The sequence below is a fragment of the Sporomusa rhizae genome (assembly GCF_041428845.1).
In the GTDB taxonomy this organism is placed as follows: Bacteria; Bacillota; Negativicutes; order Sporomusales; family Sporomusaceae; genus Sporomusa; species Sporomusa rhizae.
In genome coordinates, this window is sequence record NZ_CP156925.1 from 1501663 (window position 1) to 1521474 (window position 19812).

At 44.0% G+C, this 19812-nt stretch carries 17 protein-coding genes and 2 pseudogenes; 17 read left to right on the forward strand and 2 right to left on the reverse strand.

Going from position 1 to position 19812, the window contains the following annotated elements:
• Nucleotides 1-6 precede the first annotated feature (6 nt).
• The 17 genes and pseudogenes from SRRS_RS06645 to SRRS_RS06725 all read left to right on the forward strand — a co-directional run bounded on the left by SRRS_RS06645 (nucleotide 7) and on the right by SRRS_RS06725 (nucleotide 16788).
• The gene (locus tag SRRS_RS06645) at nucleotides 7-579 is read left to right on the forward strand and encodes a bifunctional transcriptional activator/DNA repair enzyme AdaA (RefSeq protein WP_371367350.1); all 573 of its coding nucleotides are present in this window, start codon (nucleotides 7-9) and stop codon (nucleotides 577-579) included.
• The gene (locus SRRS_RS06650; protein WP_371367352.1) at nucleotides 576-1040 is read left to right on the forward strand and encodes a methylated-DNA--[protein]-cysteine S-methyltransferase; all 465 of its coding nucleotides are present in this window, start codon (nucleotides 576-578) and stop codon (nucleotides 1038-1040) included. The genes SRRS_RS06645 and SRRS_RS06650 overlap by 4 nt, the downstream gene beginning before the upstream one ends.
• Nucleotides 1040-1645 carry a DNA-3-methyladenine glycosylase gene (locus SRRS_RS06655; protein ID WP_371367354.1) on the forward strand — a complete coding sequence of 202 codons (606 nt, stop codon included), beginning with the start codon at nucleotides 1040-1042 and terminating at the stop codon, nucleotides 1643-1645. Before SRRS_RS06650 ends, SRRS_RS06655 begins: the two co-directional genes overlap by 1 nt.
• Before the next feature lie 335 nt (nucleotides 1646-1980).
• Nucleotides 1981-2643, forward strand: coding sequence for a CAP domain-containing protein (locus tag SRRS_RS06660; protein ID WP_371367356.1), 663 nt, complete (start codon nucleotides 1981-1983; stop codon nucleotides 2641-2643).
• Between the two features lie 738 nt (nucleotides 2644-3381).
• Nucleotides 3382-4776, forward strand: coding sequence for a GntP family permease (locus SRRS_RS06665; protein WP_371367358.1), 1395 nt, complete (start codon nucleotides 3382-3384; stop codon nucleotides 4774-4776).
• A 49-nt stretch (nucleotides 4777-4825) separates the two neighbouring features.
• Entirely contained in the window at nucleotides 4826-6391 is a 1566-nt protein-coding gene (locus SRRS_RS06670; protein ID WP_371367360.1) for an acyl CoA:acetate/3-ketoacid CoA transferase, read from the forward strand.
• Nucleotides 6392-6443: 52 nt separating this feature from the next.
• Nucleotides 6444-6530, forward strand: a pseudogene (locus SRRS_RS06675) (hypothetical protein); the annotation flags it as partial.
• 28 nt (nucleotides 6531-6558) lie between these two features.
• Nucleotides 6559-6873, forward strand: a pseudogene (locus tag SRRS_RS06680) (acetyl-CoA C-acyltransferase); the annotation flags it as partial.
• Between the two features lie 73 nt (nucleotides 6874-6946).
• Nucleotides 6947-8086 carry an acyl-CoA dehydrogenase gene (locus SRRS_RS06685; RefSeq protein WP_371367362.1) on the forward strand — a complete coding sequence of 380 codons (1140 nt, stop codon included), beginning with the start codon at nucleotides 6947-6949 and terminating at the stop codon, nucleotides 8084-8086.
• A 21-nt stretch (nucleotides 8087-8107) separates the two neighbouring features.
• Entirely contained in the window at nucleotides 8108-8893 is a 786-nt protein-coding gene (locus SRRS_RS06690; RefSeq protein ID WP_371367364.1) for an electron transfer flavoprotein subunit beta, read from the forward strand.
• Between the two features lie 18 nt (nucleotides 8894-8911).
• Nucleotides 8912-10108 (forward strand): FAD-binding protein, encoded by a 1197-nt coding sequence (locus SRRS_RS06695; protein ID WP_371367366.1) that lies wholly within the window; start codon nucleotides 8912-8914, stop codon nucleotides 10106-10108.
• Nucleotides 10109-10221: 113 nt separating this feature from the next.
• Entirely contained in the window at nucleotides 10222-11007 is a 786-nt protein-coding gene (locus tag SRRS_RS06700) for a short-chain-enoyl-CoA hydratase (RefSeq protein WP_371367368.1), read from the forward strand.
• A gap of 280 nt (nucleotides 11008-11287) precedes the next feature.
• Complete coding sequence (locus SRRS_RS06705; protein ID WP_371367370.1) at nucleotides 11288-11719, forward strand: MarR family winged helix-turn-helix transcriptional regulator; 432 nt, start codon at nucleotides 11288-11290, stop codon at nucleotides 11717-11719.
• Between the two features lie 47 nt (nucleotides 11720-11766).
• Entirely contained in the window at nucleotides 11767-12363 is a 597-nt protein-coding gene (locus SRRS_RS06710; protein ID WP_371367372.1) for a TetR family transcriptional regulator C-terminal domain-containing protein, read from the forward strand.
• A gap of 191 nt (nucleotides 12364-12554) precedes the next feature.
• The gene (locus tag SRRS_RS06715) at nucleotides 12555-12794 is read left to right on the forward strand and encodes a hypothetical protein (protein WP_371367374.1); all 240 of its coding nucleotides are present in this window, start codon (nucleotides 12555-12557) and stop codon (nucleotides 12792-12794) included.
• Between the two features lie 378 nt (nucleotides 12795-13172).
• Entirely contained in the window at nucleotides 13173-14906 is a 1734-nt protein-coding gene (locus SRRS_RS06720) for an ABC transporter ATP-binding protein (RefSeq protein ID WP_371367376.1), read from the forward strand.
• 4 nt (nucleotides 14907-14910) lie between these two features.
• Nucleotides 14911-16788 carry an ABC transporter ATP-binding protein gene (locus tag SRRS_RS06725; protein WP_371367378.1) on the forward strand — a complete coding sequence of 626 codons (1878 nt, stop codon included), beginning with the start codon at nucleotides 14911-14913 and terminating at the stop codon, nucleotides 16786-16788.
• Nucleotides 16789-16955: 167 nt separating this feature from the next.
• Here the strand turns inward: SRRS_RS06725 and SRRS_RS06730 are convergent, their stop codons facing one another.
• Both SRRS_RS06730 and SRRS_RS06735 read right to left on the reverse strand, forming a co-directional pair.
• Complete coding sequence (locus SRRS_RS06730; RefSeq protein ID WP_371367380.1) at nucleotides 16956-18131, reverse strand: YibE/F family protein; 1176 nt, start codon at nucleotides 18129-18131, stop codon at nucleotides 16956-16958.
• Nucleotides 18132-18213: 82 nt separating this feature from the next.
• Complete coding sequence (locus SRRS_RS06735; protein WP_371367382.1) at nucleotides 18214-19695, reverse strand: alkaline phosphatase; 1482 nt, start codon at nucleotides 19693-19695, stop codon at nucleotides 18214-18216.
• Nucleotides 19696-19812 lie beyond the last annotated feature (117 nt).

Sequence of the window (19812 nt, forward strand, 5' to 3'; positions counted from 1 at the left end):
GTAATTATGAAAGAACCAATGCTGGTAAGCGATGATGAAAAATGGAAAGCTGTAATTAGCAATGACCAAGCCTATGATGGCTTATTTTTCTACGCAGTAAAAACAACAGGTGTTTTTTGCCGGCCATCTTGTAAAGCCAAACGGCCGGCAAGAGAAAATGTTGTATTTTTTACTACGGCGAATAGCGCTGCAAACTCTGGTTTTCGTCCCTGTAAATTATGCCGCCCGGATATGGTGAGCTATGCTCCTAACGCTCAGCTAGTGGAGAAAGCGAAGGAAATGCTGCAGCAAGTCTATAATAAACCCTTTGATTTTAGTGCTATGGCCTGCCAAATGGGTGTTAGCTCAAGCCATCTTTCAAGACTGTTCAAACAGCATACCGGTGTTACGCCTAGGCAATATATTCTGCGGATAAGAATAGACAAGGCTTGTGCATTGTTGCGTCAGACGAACGCCGGAATTTTGGAAATCGCATACCATACTGGTTTTCAGAGTTTATCAAATTTCCACAGGTATTTTAAAGAGCAAACAGGAATTTCGCCTAAGAAATATCGCAAGTTGGGAGAAGATGAATCATGAATATTTGTTTTTACGAAACTTCTTTGGGGAAAATCGGGATTGCAGAACATGACGGAAGTATTACCAATTTATATTTTGAGAATGATCCTTTGCCACAGCATGCAACGAACCAAGAAACCCCCTTGCTGGCAGAGGCATCACGGCAATTGAGCCGCTATCTCGCCGGTGAGTTGAAGGAATTTACGCTGCCGCTCTGCCCTAAAGGCACGCCTTTTATGCAACAGGTCTGGAAGGTGCTGTGTGAAATTCCCTATGGAAAAACCAGCACATATAAGCAGGTTGCCATCAAGGTGGGCAATGAGAAAGCTGTACGAGCAGTTGGAATGGCTAATAATCGTAATCCTATCCCTATTTTTATTCCTTGTCACCGTGTTATTGGGTCAAATGGTGCGTTAATAGGTTTCCGGGGCGGGCTTGCGGTTAAACAAAATTTACTCAGTATGGAAGGAACAGGCGGGTAATGCATTTTTTTGAATATGGGCAACCGGAAATGGAATATCTCAAACGAAGAGATAAGAAGCTGGGTAGTGTTATCGATGACATGGGGATTATACGGCGAAGGGTTAAGCCGGATCTTTTTTCTGCGCTTATCGAAAGTGTCATAAGCCAGCAAATATCAACCAAGGCAGCGCAAACAGTGTCCGAAAGGATGAATAGCCTGCTAAATAATGCTATTTCGGCCCAAAATATAACTAATGCCGGTTTGGAAGCCATACAGAGCTGTGGTATGAGCCAGCGGAAGGCAGGCTATATATTGGGGATTGCCGAGGCGTCATTGACAGGGGCTATTGATTTTAACACCCTGCATACTTACCGTGATGAGGAAATAATAAGAAAGCTGACTGTGCTCAATGGCGTAGGGGTTTGGACAGCGGAAATGTTATTGATTTTTTCGCTGTGCAGACCTAACGTTGTAAGCTACGGGGATTTAGCTATACGCCGAGGCATGATGAACTTATATGGGTTAAAGGAACTTTCCAGGGAAAAATTCGAGAGGTATAAAAAACGGTATTCCCCATACGGGTCTGTGGCCTCGCTTTACCTATGGGCTTTATCGGTATTATAATACGTGGCCGTGGCACGAAATCTAAAAGTTAATAAAGCGTTCAAAACGGAAGAAGAGCCAGATAAAGTCTATTTGCTTTAGCTGGCTTTTACTGTTTTGCTAACAATCTTCTAAGTAAATTGCACGTATAAGCTATATTACCAAGAACTTTAACGTGTAGTTTTGGATAAATATACATAGCTGATTTGTTGGTAATATGGAGTGTTTAGCCTGGAAAAACGTGCTAATAGCAAAGACTGAAATATATACCAGTGTTATGTAAACAGGAATTTTTAATTTTTTACCGAATATTTATTACAGAACCGGAATAAAAAAACGAAAGGTTGTGCTACGTGATGTTTACTATTAAGACGAAGTTCGTCTCTGGCATAGTTGCCTTTTCTCTATTTGCCTCATCATTTGGCGGTGTGTTTTCTACCACCGCGTTAGCTAGTTCGCCAGATCAAGTTGCTAATCAGGATACAGTTACTAGCGAAAAGGCTGATCCAGGTATACTGGCCGGTCTTGTCGCTGTGGGTTTAATTGCGTCAATGTCAAACCATGGTTCCTCTTCCAAGGCTTCTTCTCCTAGCAAAAGTACCGATGGCGGCACTCAGACGCCGACTACCTCTACCTCTGCTGCTGACGAACAACAAGCATTGTCGCTATTGAATCAGGATCGTGCTAAAAATGGGCTTCCCGCGTTAAAAGCAAACACTCAGTTAACTGCCTTAGCGCGTAACTATGCGCAAGACATGATAAAGCGAGGTTATTTTTCCCACAACAATCCTGAAGGACAATCTCCGTTTGATCGTCTGAACAAAGCCGGTATAAGCTATAAAAGTGCCGGTGAAAACCTGGGAATCGACACAAGCGTTCCTGGAGCAGAAACTGCATTTATGAATAGTTCAGGCCATCGAGCCAATATTCTTAACTCCGGCTATACGGAAGCCGGTGTAGGTGTTGTTCGTACGTCCAATGGACAGGTTTATGTCGTTCAAGAATTTATAGGTAAGTAAAGTTTCTTAAACGTGCTGTCGTGAAAAATCTACAATCTTCGTAACTTAGCTTCAAAAACAAAAAAAGACCACAATTTCCGCCTTTTGGCGGAGATGCTCCCCTTTAGTAGACAGATTAAAAAATCTGTTTACTGGAAAGGGGAGTATTTTCATACCAAGAAGTTCAGTTTAGCGTAGTAGAAAACTATCTTTTTTGCAAGAATTTAAATGCGGTATAATTTTAATCATAGCTATTGCAATCAAGTTAAATTGCACACAAAATATCTCATTACATACGTTTTTAAATTTTCCGTAATTTTATTTAAAAAAAGAGGTTGAAATTTTCTGTATTGAGTAGTATTATTTGAAATGTAGGATATATGTTTAATACGGATATTTTGCATACAAAATAAATTTAACGAGTATTATTTTAAAAGATATGACGATTTCTTGGTGATACCAGGAATTTTTTTAAAAAATATTATTTTGCATACAAAATTGTTTAATGCAAAATAATTAATACCAATGATAATAGCATTCGGAGCAAGAACAACAGTCTTTTATCGGCTAATTTATACTTTAAGTCATGCGGCAGAAGCAGTACGATAGCGGACGATATAGTGGACGGATTCTGTTAGCCGGTGAGGTTCATTTCTGCAAGAAAGGAGGATTTTGGTTCAAGTTTTTTGCAATGTAGTTTAAGGGGGTTGATTTTGTATTTTGCCGTAACAACTTAAAAATTCGAGGAGGTAGTGTTGCATGGAAGTATTCGGTATTGCTCTTAGCTTATTTTTACTGATATTTTTTGCTTATCGAGGATATTCCGTAATTCTATTCGCGCCTGTGTGGGCATTGATGGCGGCGGTAGCCCAAGGGCTGCCTATTATGCCAACATACACCGAATTATTTATGGCTAAAGCTGTAACGTATATTAAGTCTTTTTTTCCGGTATTCATGCTAGGCGCGGTATTCGGAAAGCTCATGGAAGACACTGGGATGGCTAAATCAATTGCTCACGCTATTATCGAAAAGCTCGGCCCCCGACATGCTATTCTTTCAACGGTAATCTCCTGCGCTATATTGACTTATGGCGGCGTCAGTTTATTTGTGGTAGTTTTTGCCGTGTATCCTTTTGCAGCAGCTTTATTTAAAGAAGCCGGTATGCCCAAGCGCTTTATACCCGGATGCATTATTCTTGGTGCCTTTACCTTTACCATGGACTGTCTTCCGGGAACGCCGCAAATTCAGAATATTATTCCCACCAACTTCTTGGGTACTAGTGTATATGCGGCCCCTGTATTAGGAACCGTCAGCGGCGCCATCATTTTTGTCATTGGTATGACGTGGCTAAATTACCGGGTTAAATCTGCAATGGCTCGCGGTGAAGGCTATGGCGATCACAAGGTGAACGAGCCGGATATAAAGGATGATATGAATTATCCGTCATGGCAGTTATCGGTATTGCCGTTACTTACGGTATTAATCGTTAACTATATTGGAAATACGATTGCCTGGAACCCTAACCTGCTGCAACCTTTTGCAGCCATGAAGATACCTTTGATTGTGCCGGCAGTAAAGAATGTAGTCAGTATCTGGGCACTCATTATCGGTCTTGTATGTGGTATTGTACTGTCGGTAGTCATTGGTGTAAAACGAATGCCTCAAGGAGGCTTGGCCAAGGCTTTAAATGTTGGAACTATCGGCTCTTTGCTCGCTATTATGAACACGGCTTCCGAGGTTGGTTACGGCAATGTCATTGCTTCCTTACCGGGTTTCAAGACGATTGCTAACGCTATGCTTGGTATTCATATTGGTAACAGTCCGCTTGTTTCGGAAGCAGTTACGGTAACGTCTATTGCCGGTATTACCGGTTCGGCATCCGGCGGTATGGCTATTGCGCTGGATCTTATGGCCAAAAACTGGCTGGAGTGGGCAAATGCCATCAATATGAGTCCGGAAGTTCTACATAGGATCGCCTCGATGGCCTCAGGCGGGTTGGATACATTGCCGCATAACGGTGCGGTAATAACACTGCTGGCGGTTTGTGGTCTGACACACAGAGAGGCGTATCCTGATATTTTTGCAATGACGGTTATTAAGACGATTATGGCTTTTGTGGCTATAGCACTTCATATGGTATTTGGCTTTATCTAGCAGTCTATCGTCATACGGAATTATACTTTTTTAGAAGGCTGGGATAAATATGGCAAAGATAATTACTGCGGTAGAAGCGGCAAGTCTTGTAAAAGACAATGCCACTGTTGCGACTAGTGGTTTTGTTGGATGTGCGAATCCTGAAGCATTAACGGTCGCATTGGAAGAAAGGTTTGCTAGTGAAGGTGCCCCGCGCAATTTAACCCTCGTATACTGTGCCGGTCAGGGAGATGGGAAAGACGCCGGTGTGAATCATTTTGGTCATGAGCACATGGTGAAAAGAGTGATCGGCGGTCATTGGAATTTGGCTCCCAAATTGAGCAAGCTGGCAATAGACGAAAAGATTGAGGCTTATAATCTGCCGCAGGGGACGCTGGCGCATTGGTTTCGCAACATTGCCGGTAAAAAGCCGGGGGTTATTACCAAGGTGGGTATGAACACCTTTGTTGACCCGAGGGTGGAAGGTGGCAAGCTTAATAAGCGGACTACCGAGGAGCTTGTGGAGGTCATTCAGCTGGGCGGCGAAGAGTGGCTTTGGTATAAACCGTTTCCGGTAGATATTGCCTTGATTCGTGGTACATCCGCAGATGAGAAGGGTAATATCTCTATCGAACGCGAGGCTGTTTCGATGGAGATATTACCCATAGCACAGGCGGTCAAAAGCTGCGGCGGTATTGTCATCGCCCAGGTGGAACGTATTGTTCAGGCGGGTAGTCTTAATCCGCTTTTGGTAAAGGTTCCGGGGATAGTTGTTGATTATATTGTCGTTGCAGAGCCGGATCAACATAAGCAAACGCTTACTGAGTCCTATAATCCGGCCTACACGGGAGAAGTCCGGGTACCGTTGACAGCTTTGCAGCCTATGTCCCTGGATGCACGTAAGGTAATAGCCCGCCGCGCGGCAATGGAACTCATTCCAAATGCTAAAGTCAATTTGGGCATCGGAATTCCGGAAGGGGTAGCCATGGTTGCCAATGAGGAAGGGATTGGCGATAGCATGACCTTAACTGTGGAGGCCGGTCCTGTCGGCGGTGTTCCAGCCGGCGGGTTGAGTTTCGGGGCGTCCTGCAATGTCGAAGTAATTCTAGACCAACCGAGTCAGTTTGATTTTTACGATGGGGGCGGTCTGGATCTTGCCTATCTCGGTCTGGCAGAGACCGACGTACAGGGGAACATTAATGTAAGTAAATTTAAAGGACGGGTTGCTGGCTGCGGCGGATTTATTAACATCACTCAGAATGCCAAACAGGTTGTTTTTTGTGGAACCTTTACAGCCGGAGGCCTTGAGCTGGAAATCGGCAATGGCCAACTACGCATTATCAAGGAAGGTAAAAACAAAAAGTTCCTTAACCAGGTAGAACAGATTACCTTTAGTGGTGAGTATGCACAAAAGGTCAGACAGCCAGTCATGTATATCACGGAGCGTGCAGTTTTTCATTTGACTGCAGAAGGTATGGTGCTCACGGAGATTGCGCCGGGAATTGACCTGCACAAAGATGTATTGGCACTAATGGATTTTACGCCAATAATCGCGAATGATCTTAAAGCGATGGATGCGCGTATTTTCCGGGATGAAAAAATGGGACTTGACGCAAAAGGCAGGGATAAAGACTGAACTATAGCTAAGAGTTAGTGAATTTGATAAGGGCTCGGCAGTATCCACCTCGCGAAATGATGTACATTACGTTGTAACAGAATATGGAGTTGCTATCTTCACTGCAGGAGTATTCGGGAATATGGTGCACAAGCGTTGATCACCCCATTATAATCCTGGGATTTCGAGGTATTGCGCCGGTGACGGCGACTAAAAAGGCGCTGTCTAGGGCAGGTCTTACCGTCAAGGATATTGACCTGATTGAAGCCAACGAAGCCTTTGCCGCTCAATTTTTAGCTGTAGGCAAAGAATTACATTTTGCCAAAGAAAAAGTAAATGTCAACGGCGGCGCCATTGCCTTAGGTCATCCTATCGGTGCCAGCGGGGCCCGCATTTTAGTAACTCTGTTACATGCATTAATGGCCCGGGGCGCTAAACGTGGTTTGGCCACGTTATGTATTGGCGGTGGGCAGGCTGTTACGACCATTGTCGAGACATTATAAATGCTGTGCCGTACGTATTATACGTACCACATATATATTTTTCTAATTAAGAATAAATGGGGAGGAATTAGACATGGATTTTGTATTAACACAGGAACAACAAGACATTCGTAAAATGGTGCGGGATTTCGCTGAAAAATCGGTGGCACCTACAGCTGCTGAACGGGATGAAAAAGAGCTCTTTCCCCGGGATATTTTTGACAAAATGGGTGAATTGGGCATCCTGGGATTGCCATATCCGGAAGAGTACGGTGGAGCAGGCAGTGATTTTGTAAGCTACTCTATCGCTGTGGAAGAGATTTCCCGGGTGTGCGGTTCTACCGGTATTGGACTATCGGTACATGTATCGCTGTGCGCATGGCCGATTTTTAAATATGGTACTGAAGAACAAAAACAAAAATTCCTGCGTCCTTTGGCCGCAGGTAAAAAACTCGGCGCATTCGGTTTAACGGAGCCTAATGCCGGTACCGATGCCGGGGGAAGTTCAACGACTGCGGTGAAAGACGGCGACAGTTATATAATCAACGGTACTAAAGTGTTTAATACCAATGGTGGTGAAGCCGAAATCGAAGTTGTTTTTGCTCTGACTGACAAAGAAAAAGGCATCAAAGGCATGAGTGCTTTTATAGTGGAAAAAGGAACTCCCGGATTTAAGTTTGGTAAAAAAGAAGTCAAGATGGGAATTCGCTCCTCCGTACAACGAGAACTCATTTTTGAAAACTGCCGTGTTCCTGCCGCTAACTTGCTCGGCAAAGAAGGCGAAGGCTTTAAAATTGCCATGAGTACTTTGGACGGCGGACGGATTGGCGTTGCCTCTCAATCAGTCGGTCTTGCCCAAGGCGCCCTGGAAGAGGCCATTAAATATTCCAAACAACGGGTACAGTTCGGCAAACCGATTGCCAGCTTCCAAGGTGTGAACTTTATGCTTGCCGATATGGCAACAAGGGTTGAGGCCGCCAGACTGCTAACTTACCGTGCCGCATTTAACAAATCGCACCACCTGCCGTATTCTAAAGAAGCCGCTATGGCGAAATTATTTGCTTCCGATACCGCAATGTCAGTTACTACTGATGCTGTGCAAGTATTTGGCGGTTATGGCTTTAGCCGCGAATATCCTGTTGAGCGTATGATGCGTGATGCCAAAATTACTCAAATATACGAAGGTACCAACCAGGCACAGCGGATGGTAATTGCAGGAAACATCTTAAAATAATTGAGGCAGGAGGCTACAAGCATGGATATTGTTGTTTGTGTCAAGCAAGTGCCTGACACCACCGAAGTAAAAATCGATCCAGCGACTAACACACTTATCCGCCAGGGTGTGCCTAGCATTGTCAATCCATTTGACAAAAATGCAGTGGAAGCCGCTCTGCAGTTAAAAGAGAAGCATGGCGGCAAAGTTACCGTTATCTCTATGGGACCGCCGCAGGCAAAAGAGGCCTTAAAGGAATGTTTGGCAATGGGGGCCGATACAGCCATCCTTATCAGTGATCGGAAGTTTGGCGGTGCCGACACTTTGGCTACCAGTTATACGTTAGCGGCGGCCATTCGTAAACTTGGCACATACGACATTATTTTCTGCGGTAAGCAAGCCATTGATGGTGATACTGCCCAAGTTGGCCCGGAGACTGCCGAACATCTGGGGATTGCTCAGGCAACTTATGTTGCCAAAATTGATGTGAATGGCGATACGGTCCGCTTTGAACGGGAACAGGAAGAAGGCTACGAAGTTCTCGAAGCCAAAATGCCGCTGCTTGTATCGGTGGTAAAATCCATCAACGAACCGCGCTACCCTTCCATTAAAGGAACAATGCGAGCCAATCGCGCCGAGATTACCGTTTGGACGGCCGATGATCTTGTAGTTGAGGAGCAGAAGCTGGGTTTAAAGGGATCACCCACCCAGGTTCGTAGAATTTTTACACCGGCACAACGCACCCAAGGGGTAATTATCCAAAAGGATACGGCGCGGGAGTGTGTTGCGGAACTTATTCAAAATCTGTCTGAAGCAAAAATTGTGTAACGAGGGGGTAACAGAACAATGGCAGTAAAAATAACCAAAGAACAATGTATTACATGCGGCGCCTGCGTGCCTGTCTGCCCGTTCGGAGCCATCGAAATGCGAGAGGACACAGCCTATATTACGGAGGCTTGTACTGCCTGCGGTGCTTGCATTGAGGTCTGTCCAGCCGAAGCCATAGCGAGGGAAGCTGAACAGAAAGAAGTTGCCATGGATAAAACTCAGTATAAGGATATTTGGGTATATATCGAGGTGGCCGAGGGTAACCCGCGCAACGTAGGCCTGGAACTTTTGGGAGAAGGCCGTAAACTGGCTGATGCTATGGGGCAAAAGCTGGCAGGAGTACTTATCGGCCAGGATATCGCGGGATTGGCAAAAGAGGCATTTGCTGCAGGCGCTGACCGTGTCTACCTAGTCGAGGATGCTGAGCTGGCTCACTATAATACGGATGGCTTTACAGCGACGATGGTTGACCTGATTCAAACCTATAAACCTTCGGTTGTTCTGATGGGGGCAACTAACGACGGGCGCGACCTTGGTCCACGGGTTGCTTGCCGTGTAGGTACTGGCTTAACTGCCGATTGCACCGGTTTAGGTATTGATGAAACCACCGGATTAGTTGCATGGACGCGGCCGGCATTTGGCGGCAACATTATGGCGACTATCCTTTGTCCCGAACATCGGCCTCAGATGGGAACCGTCCGTCCGTCGGTATTTAAGCGGCCGGTGCCTGATTACAGCAAAACAGGGGAAATCATTCGTGTTGCCAGTAAAGTGAAGGCCGCGGATATCCGAACTAAACTGATTGAAGTTATCCGTGTTTGTACTGCCTCTTGCAATTTAGAAGAGGCCGAGATCATCGTATCCGGTGGCAGAGGGTTGTGCAAGCCGGAAAACTTCTCGCTTATAGAGGCGTTGGCTGATGTATTGGGTGGAGCTGTTGGCGCTTCCCGTGCGGCGGTAGATGCTGGCTGGAAGCCGGCTATGCATCAGGTAGGGCAAACCGGAAAAACAGTCGGGCCCAAAATCTATATAGCCTGCGGGATTTCAGGAGCCATTCAACACTTGGCAGGGATGTCGTCTTCGGATATTGTCATCGCAATCAATAAGGACCCGGATGCACCTATTTTTAAAGTAGCCGATTTTGGGATTGTTGGCGATGTTATGGAGGTACTTCCCCTTCTTACCGAAGAGTTTAGAAAAATAAAAGCAGGCTAATGTACGTCAGGCTGTGCCCTTACTCAAGAAATGGTTCAGGCCGGGTACCTGGGCCGTAAAACAGGCAAAGGCTTCCATGACTACGCTAAATAAATAAGGAAGAGGTGTTTTGTATGAGTGCATATGAAAACTTACTGTTTGAATCTGAGAATGGTATTGGTATTGTGACGATTAACCGGCCCAAAGCATTAAATGCACTAAATGCTGCGACAATCTACGAGCTGGACCGAATGTTCGATGAATTGGCAAAGGATGATACCGTAAAAGCGGTTATTCTCACCGGCAGTGGCCAAAAATCTTTCGTTGCCGGTGCCGATATTACGGAAATGCAAGCTATGTCTGCCATCAAAGGACGGAACTGGGGGAAACTTGCTCAGGCTGTTTTCAACAAGATTGAAAATCTTCCTAAACCCGTTATCGCCGCCGTAAACGGATATGCGTTGGGTGGCGGTTGTGAAATCTCTATGGCATGTGACATCCGGATTGCAGCAGAAAATGCAAAATTTGGCCAACCTGAAGTATCGCTCGGTATTCCTCCCGGATTTGGCGGTACTCAGCGCCTGCCTCGCTTGGTGGGGAAAGGACGGGCCAAAGAACTGTTGTTTACCGGCGAAATGATTGATGCCGAAGAAGCTTATCGTATCGGCTTAGTCAATAAGGTAGTCGCTTCAGAGGAATTAATGGAAACCGCAAAAGCCATGGCGCAAAAAATAATGTCCAGAGCGCCGATTGCTGTACAGGTTTGCAAAGCCGCTGTTAACGAGGGAATGGACACCGATCTGGAGTCGGGTGTTGCCTATGAAGCGGAAGTTTTTGGATTGTGTTTTGCCACAGATGACCAAAAAGAAGGAATGGCAGCCTTTGTGGAAAAACGCAAAGCTGTTTTTACCGGAAAATAATATTCATTTCCTTGGTTTAACCAATAGAGTAGAGAGGAAGAGGTGATAGGGTTAAGTAGCCACTATCACCTTTTCCTCAAGAAATATCTTATGATATGATAATTGGACTATTGAAGAAAAGTGACTAAATGTCTGGATTATACGGGATAAAGAAAAAATATACGTATTTATGCGGCGGGTTCCTCGTAAATTTATTGACAATACGGGTAAATAGTATAATAATTACTTTGTATGCACAATTTCGATATAGCATAATTATTAATTTATGAGGTGGATAAACTTGCTGGCAATATTCGATAGTATCTGCATTCTGTTAGCTAAAGCAGAACAAAAGCATTTTTTGTATACAAAAAAACTATTAGATGAAGCGGGACTGGAAATATCACCAGGCCAACTCGTGGTACTATATTCGTTACTTAATAAGGACAATATCTCTATATCTGAGCTGAGTAAAAATGTGCATCTTGATAATTCAACTTTGACCGGTCTTATTGACCGGCTAGAGCGTGTAGACCTTGTTCGCCGGGTAGATGCTCCCCATGATCGGCGTTCGTATCAAATTACCTTGACTGATAAGTCACGGAATCTGGAACCAGAGATTAAGAAAGTAATGAAACAGGTTGAAAATAAAATGCTTGAAAACTGTAATGAGGCCGAAGTCGTAATGCTTCGCAGTATCTTAACCCGTATCTTCGCAAACTTTAACATTTAAGTGGAGGTAAACAGGGCTTGTCTGTACGACCGGTCTAATAGTTAGCTATGAAGAATCTAACGCGTGAGAAACTCATCCAAGCCGGTGCGAGGGCTATGCTCTCGAAAAGCTATCATAGTGTAGGAATTCAGGAAGTTTTATCAGAAGTCGATGTTCCTAAGGGATCGTTCTATCACTATTTTGCCTCCAAGGAAGATTTTGGGGTGGCTATAATTAAATATTACGGTGAACAATTGGCAAGAACAATTAAAGAGCGGCTAACTTCTGATAAGCTATCGCCCCGGCAGCGGCTGAAAGAATATTTTTTGGCGGTACGTGAGTATTACAGGAAACTGGGCTATGGCCAAGGATGTCTAGTGGCAAAGCTTGCTACAGAGGTGGCCCGTTCCAGTCCGGACATGCGGATTGCCTTGAAGGGTGAATTTGACAAGTGGTCGAATTTGTTTGCCGACTGTATACGCGAAGCGCAACAAGCCGGTGAAATATCAAAGAAATATAATCCCGGCGAGTTAGCAGAGTTTATTTACACTTCGTGGGAAGGCGCCTTAATTCGTATGCAGGTAAATCATGATATTAGTTCACTGGATAATTTTATAGACTACGTATTTTCTTACATCTTGCCGGAAGAAGGTAGCAATAGTTAAATAGTTCCACGGGCATAAGTTTAGCCTTTTTTATAAGCAAACCTGGTTTGCTTATAATTTTACAGCAATCGAGACGACCGGTCTAATAGTCGGCGTTTAGAATATGACCATGCAGCAATCTAAGAGCAGAGAATGTAAGGATAAAGAATTGTTTACTCTAATATATTATGAATATTTGGGAGGTAAAGAGAATGGAAAAAGTAAAACTAAATGGAATATGGCAAAAAATTAAACAAATGATAGCAATGGAAACAGGGGATCGATATGAAAAAACTTACGGGGATATGCAACAAGGAATCGAATGTATGAAATTTACCGTTGGAGATCCAATACTATTGTCAGGAGATCAACTTCTATATACGAAAGCAGCTGATAAATCGCAGACGAAACGATACCCGACCGGGGTTATTGGCGGTATAGGCTATTTGTAGGGTGATCGGCGGTGTTGTTAATAAGGAAAAACGAGTAGCTGATATGATTATTAACAATGGTCCTGTGAGAGACCATGGCATGAATCCGGAAATGAATAAGGTACTCGAGCAGGAAGAGCCAGGTAAGTCTAATAACTTTATCTGGCTTTTTCTGTTTTGATGTACAGTTCTCGAAAAACGAACTATACTTAGAAGCTCTACTATCCTTGTTGGGGGTAGAATGGAAGAAAATAAAATGGTTGCAATGACGTCGAGCGTTTATCCTGTGGCGTAGCCTCTGCAAAAAAAGAGCAATAAATTTTGGTAAAATTAATATATAATTAGGAAATATAATATAGGAACATAGAAGAGTACATTTAATCGCGGAGGCGTACCGGCATGTCTACCTGGGGATTTATGCACAAATATAAGAATAAGTATTGGAAAAAATTTTTGGCTGCCGCACTATTTGTAACTATCGAAGCTGTATGCGATCTATTGCAGCCAACCATCATGGCTAAAATAATTGATATTGGCGTGGCTAACAAGCAACTTGATTATGTATTACATCTGGGAGGAGCCATGGTATTGGTAACAGCCGTTGGAGCGTTAGCAGCGTCGACGCGCAATATCATTGCCAGCAGGGTATCTCAGCGATTTGGGACAGAGCTTCGCGCAGATTTATATGAAAAAATTCAAAAGTTGTCATTTGCCGATATTGATACTCTGAACCGGGCATCTTTGGTAACCCGAATAACAAACGATGTAACACAGGTGCAGCAATTGGTAAACGGGCTCATGCGAATTTCATTGAAAGCACCATTATTATGTATAGGTAGTTTAATAATGGCCGTAAATCTCAATCCTCATTTAGCCGTTGTGTTGGCTATCGTTGTTCCTACCATAGCAATACTAATTATCATTAATATGAAGATAGGATTTCCCCGGTTTATTCAGGTTCAGAATGCACTAGACCGGGTAAATTCTGTAATGCGGGAATATTTAGCCGGCGTCAGAGTGGTAAAAGCCTTTAACCGCTTTGAGTACGAGCAGGAGAAGTTTACAGATGCCAATAAGAATTTACAGGCTAAATCGCTAGGCGCCATTCGCCTGATGACTGGATTTAGTCCTGGTATTGCGCTTACTGTTAATCTGGGTATTGCCCTGGTACTGTGGTTAGGAGGATTGGGGGTTAATACGGGACAAATACAGGTTGGGCACATTATTGCGTTTATCAATTATATGACCCAAATTTTATTTTCGTTGATGATCATATTTTTAGTGTTTAATACCTTTATCAGGGCGAAAGCTTCGGCTAGGCGGATTGGAGATGTATTTGAACACCAAAATGATGCCAAATGGATAGCTGGCTATACTGATAACGAAACAAATATGTGCGGCTGTATTGATTTTGAAAATGTCAGTTTTAGTTATACGGGAAATCAGAATCAACTCGTACTAAAAGATATCAATCTGACTTGTCTTTCAGGGCAAACAGTTGGTATTATTGGCTCAACTGGTGCCGGGAAAACCACTTTGGTAAATTTAATTCCCCGTTTTTATGAAATAACCTCAGGTACTATTAAAATAGACGGGCGTGATATTACTGCGATTAATCCTGAACGGCTCCGCGATAAAATTGCTCTTGTGCCGCAGCAGGCCCTGCTTTTTACGGGATCTATTATGGATAATATTCGCTGGGGTAAGGAAAATGCTACCCCGGAAGAAGTTGAAAGCGCTGCCAAGCTGGCAGCGGCGCATGATTTCATTGTTTCTTTACCGGAAGGTTATAACACTAAACTGGGGCAGGGAGGCGTCAATCTTTCCGGCGGGCAAAAGCAACGCCTGGCCATTGCCCGGGCGCTAATTAAAAAACCATCTATTTTAATCCTTGATGATAGTACAAGTGCTGTTGATGTAGTCACCGAAGAAAAAATAAAGGCGGCCTTAAAGCAGTATGCTAAGCAGCTTACGTGTTTAATTATTGCGCAGCGAATCAGCTCAGTCATCGATGCCAATAAAATTGCCGTTATGGATGATGGTCGTATTGCCGGCTGGGGGACTCATACCGAGCTAATGCAATCGAACAGTATTTACCGGGAAATTGTTCAGTCGCAGCTTGGAAGGGGTTGATTTTATGTCTGAAGGGCGTGAGCAAAAGCCGGATAAAGACAGACGTTTTGGCCCCGGTAATGTAGCCTTGCGTGGACCTGGGTTAGGACGGAGCTTTAGGGGTCGGCGTTCCGGAGAAGTTGTCAAACCTAGAAATTTTACTAAGACTTTGTACCGATTATGGCAGTATGTCTGGCAGGAGCAAAATACGCTCATGGTTATTTTTGCTCTGATTCTAGTGGATTCGGTATTGCTGTTACTGGGGCCATATGTAATCGGGATGGCTATTGATACAATGATTGGCAGAAGTACCCTGGCTAGAGCGGATATGTTAGAGATATTATTACTAATTCTAGTGTTGACTTATATTATTGACGGGGTGTTAAGCTGGGGACAGGGATGGCTGATGGCAGGGGTTTCGCAACGGGTAGTTACGGAATTAAGGGCGGCATTATATTCCAAGTTGCAAAAATTACCGCTCGCTTACTTTGACACCCATGCCCATGGCGAACTCATGAGCCGTCTGTCTAATGATATAGATAACGTAAGCAGCGCACTATCTCAATCAACCTCACAATTCATGGCTGCTACAATTGCTATTCTCGGTTCGTTTGTTATGATGCTGGTATTGAGTCCGGCTCTTACCCTCGCGGCCTTGATCACCATACCTTTGGTAATTCTCTTAACCCGTATCATTTCGTATAAAACGAGTGTCCTGTTTAAAGAACAGCAGGTTGAGCTGGGAAAGCTTAACGCTCATGTCGAAGAAACAATTTCTGGCATTCAAATCATAAAAGCCTTTAATCATGAACAAAAGGCCATCGACGACTTCAAGGCGATTAATCTTAAGCTATGCGACGTAGGCTCGGCGGCCCAAATTTGGTCTGGCTTTTTGATGCCAATAATGAATGTAATTACTAATATTGGCTTTGCAGCCATTGCCATTGTCGGCGGCATATTGGCGGTAAATGACCTGGTAACGGTTGGTACTATCGCTAGCTTTATCAGTTATTCCAGGCAATTTGTCCGGCCAATCAACGATTTGGCCAATATTTTCAATACCTTACAATCAGGTGTTGCAGGTGCCGAACGGGTATTTGAGGTTTTGGATGAAAAAGAAGAACCGGAAGACCTACCGGATGCTGTGGAGTTAAAAGCGCCTAAAGGCTATGTAGAGTTTCAAAATGTCAGTTTCGGCTACAGGCCTGATGTGACAGTGTTGGAAAATATTAGTTTTGAATCTGAGGCAGGCAACAGTACGGCATTGGTAGGTTCTACAGGTGCCGGTAAGACGACGATTGTCAATTTGCTGGCGAGATTTTATGACGTTACTGAGGGACAGGTTTTGCTTGATGGCCGGGACATTCGGGATTACAAACGTGATAGTCTTCGTAAATGTTTTGGTATTGTGCTTCAGGATACTTATCTGTTTTCCGGTACGATAAATGATAATATCAAATATGGCCGGCCGGAAGCTACCGACGATCAAGTCAAAAGCGCGGCCAAAATGGCAAATGCTGATATTTTTATCCAGAGAATGCCGGAACAATACAACACCGAACTCTCAGAGAATGGTGGGAATTTAAGTCAAGGACAGCGGCAGCTTATCGCCATAGCCCGGACCATTTTGGCCGAACCGTCAATACTTATTCTTGATGAAGCTACCAGTAGCATCGATACAAGAACAGAGCTATTTATTCAAGAAGCGTTACGGAGAATTATGAATGGCCGTACTACGTTTATTATTGCGCATCGGCTCAATACTGTCCGGGAGGCGGAAACAATCTTGGTGCTAAAAAATGGCCGGATTGCCGAGCAAGGCAACCACACTGCTCTACTGGCCAAAAAGGGGATTTACGCCGGAATGTTTTCTAATCAGTTGGAAAACTGGGAAGAGTTGTGATGAAGGTATCAAGTAGTAAGCGATATAACATAGCTATCTAACAAGGCGTAACTCATATAAACAGTAAAGTCTCACCCGCTGAAGATCAGCGGGTGAGACTCTTTGCGGGTTAAAAATTTAAGCCACTCTCACCGAGTGGCTTTTACTTATCCATTGTCATCTATATATTAAGAGTTACGGTTTAAGAAATATGGGGGACGGTTGATATTTTCATTAACCGAGCGTTTGACAGCAGTTTTTGTAAGCAGCCAACCGGCCAGTGTAGCGGTAAACGGAGCGACGAGTACCACACCAAGGCTGCCCACCAGTGTATGTAAAACTTCTGCTGCAATATAAGTTAAATTTAAAATGTTTAAGACAGGAGTTCCTTGTGCCAAAAATACCATCATTAACGCGGTAAATGATCCAGAATAAGCTAACAACAAGGTTGTTGTCATAGTTCCCACCACTGCCCGGCCTACATTCATTCCCGATGCAATGGCTTCTTTGCAGGTAATGTCCGGTTTTTTTTCCACTAACTCTGCAACCGATACTGCAATGTCCATTGCTACATCCATCATTGCACCTGAGGATGCCAGGAAGATTCCCGCTAAAAATACCTTTGTCAAATCGATGTGGCTAAAGCCGACATGGAGCAGCGTTTCCGCATAGGGTACTACCGCACCATGTACCTTAAATAATGACCCGAATATGACCGCCATAATACAAGCTGCAATTGCACCGCTCATTGTTCCGAGGAAAGCGGCAAGTCCGATCCTAGTAATTCCGGCTACGAGAAAGGTAACACAGGCAACAATTGCACATACGGCCAGAAGAGAAAGGATGATTGGGTCCCAGCCTTTTAGAAATAATGGCCAAAGTACTTTCCACAGTACTAAAATCGTAAATACAAATGACAATAATGATTTCACGCCCGTCCACCTGGCATACCAAAATAAGAACAGCGCAAATACTGCAAACAGAACTGCTTCGATATCAAGACGGTAATGGTCGATAAGATTGGCAACCTCAATGCGGCCTTCTTGACCTTTTATCACCACTAAGGCAGTATCGCCAGCCTGGAATAACTTATCAAGCTCCAGTTTGCCAAGGAGAGAATTAGTGGTTTCTATTTGTTGGCCTTGAAACGGTTCGTTAATTACTTCCAGCTTAACTGCTTGTACCCCTGTTTTAACTACACCACGCTGATGCACATTTGCATTATCTACGGCGAGAATAGTTGCTTTACTGCGGACATAGCCATCCTCTTGTTCCGGAAAGCCGGTGGGGAGAAAGTACAGAAAAATAGAGAGGATTGCAACCACTATAACAAAGGTTTTATCGCGCAAAGGTTGTTGTAACATAGGAATATTCCTTTCTGCTTATAACGGCTAGAGTAGGAGAAGTCTCCCACTCTAGCTTAACAACAGCAAATCTGTTCTTTGGTTACTGGAATTTTACACCCATGATACCCATTATTTTTTTCGCAACATCGGTGTTATCGTAGTATCCTTGGAACTTTTCACCGCCAACCCCTTGGGCAAATACGGGGACAGCCACGCCGGTATGAGCATAAGTCGTCCAGCCAATGCCGGCTTTTTGGTTAAGAATATGGGTTACAGTCATGGAAAACGGCTCATAGCCGCCATATAGGAGATAGGTTTGTTCATCTTTGGCACGTTTTTTCGAATCTAGCATGCTTTGGGCAAGAGCATCGGATAACCGTTGTTTATCATAAGCTGTCAAATCGACTAGACCAAACTCAGACGCGAGAATGGGCAGCCAATCTTGCAGGTTTGCGTTGGTCTCACCTACCGTTGCGCGATACGCTTTAATTTTTTTGTCAAATTCCTCAAAAGACATGGTTTGTTTGTTGATTTTACTAGCGAAGGTTTCATACTTAGTTCCGGAAAAACCTATCGACATACCGCCGGTTTCATGGTCACCGGTTACAACGATGAGCGTTTCGGTAGGATGCTTGGCATAAAACTTGAGTGCTTCGGCAATGGCATTATCAAAGGCCATTACATCACGAACGGTGGTTGCTGCGTCATTAGCATGGCAAGCCCAGTCGATTTTACCACCTTCAACCATCATAAAAAAACCATTAGGATTATCAAGTAATTCAATACCTTTGCGGGTAAAGTCGGCAAGTGACAATTGGTTTGTACGGTCGATTTCGTATTGCATAGCCTCTTCTGCTGCGAGATCAGGCTGAATGGCAATTACTTTTCCGTCGTTTTTGGCGAGGCGCATTATTTCTTCTTGGCTGTTAACTACTTTATAGCCTTTTTGCTTAGCAATATCCAAAGCATTGGGCAGGTCTTTCTTCTTTCCGGTAGGTGACAGCAAGCCACCGCCGGCAAAATAATCAAAACCGCTGTTCCCCATTGCTAAGGCAATCTCATAGAAGTTATTGCGACTAGGCTCATGAGCGTAAAATACGGCCGGAGTTGCATGGTCTATCGACACGCTGGAGACAATCCCAACTTTCAACCCTTTTTCTTTGGCCATTTCTGCCATAGTTTTGAATTTAATTGTATTTGTTGGATCGACACCTACAACATCGTTAGCTGTTTTGTGTCCTGTGGCCAGAGCGGTGCCGGCAGCTGCAGAATCTGTGATAAAACTGCTGGTCGAGTGGGTTGTCTGCATACCTTGGTAAGGAAATACTGTAAAATTGAGTTTTTCTTTGTACATGGGGTCGCTGCTGTTAAGTGTTCCTTTGAAGATTTCCGTAGAATTAATTTGCGGCATTGCCATGCCATCACCAATGAAATAAAATACATACTTTGCTTTCTTTCCATAATAGCCATTCTCTTCTCCGGCAATAGCGACCGGCTGCTTCGGCACGGCAGCAGCCAGCAGTGCAATAAGAAATGCACTCATAACCACCGCCGTACAAATCCAGTTTTTCTTACTGATCATTTGTAATGCCTCCCTTTACAAATAGAGTTTGTACAATACTATTATGAAAGATAAAGCGACAGTAATTGTTAATTCAGTGTTAATATTGGGTTAATTTCCCAAAGAAATAAGCTCCCA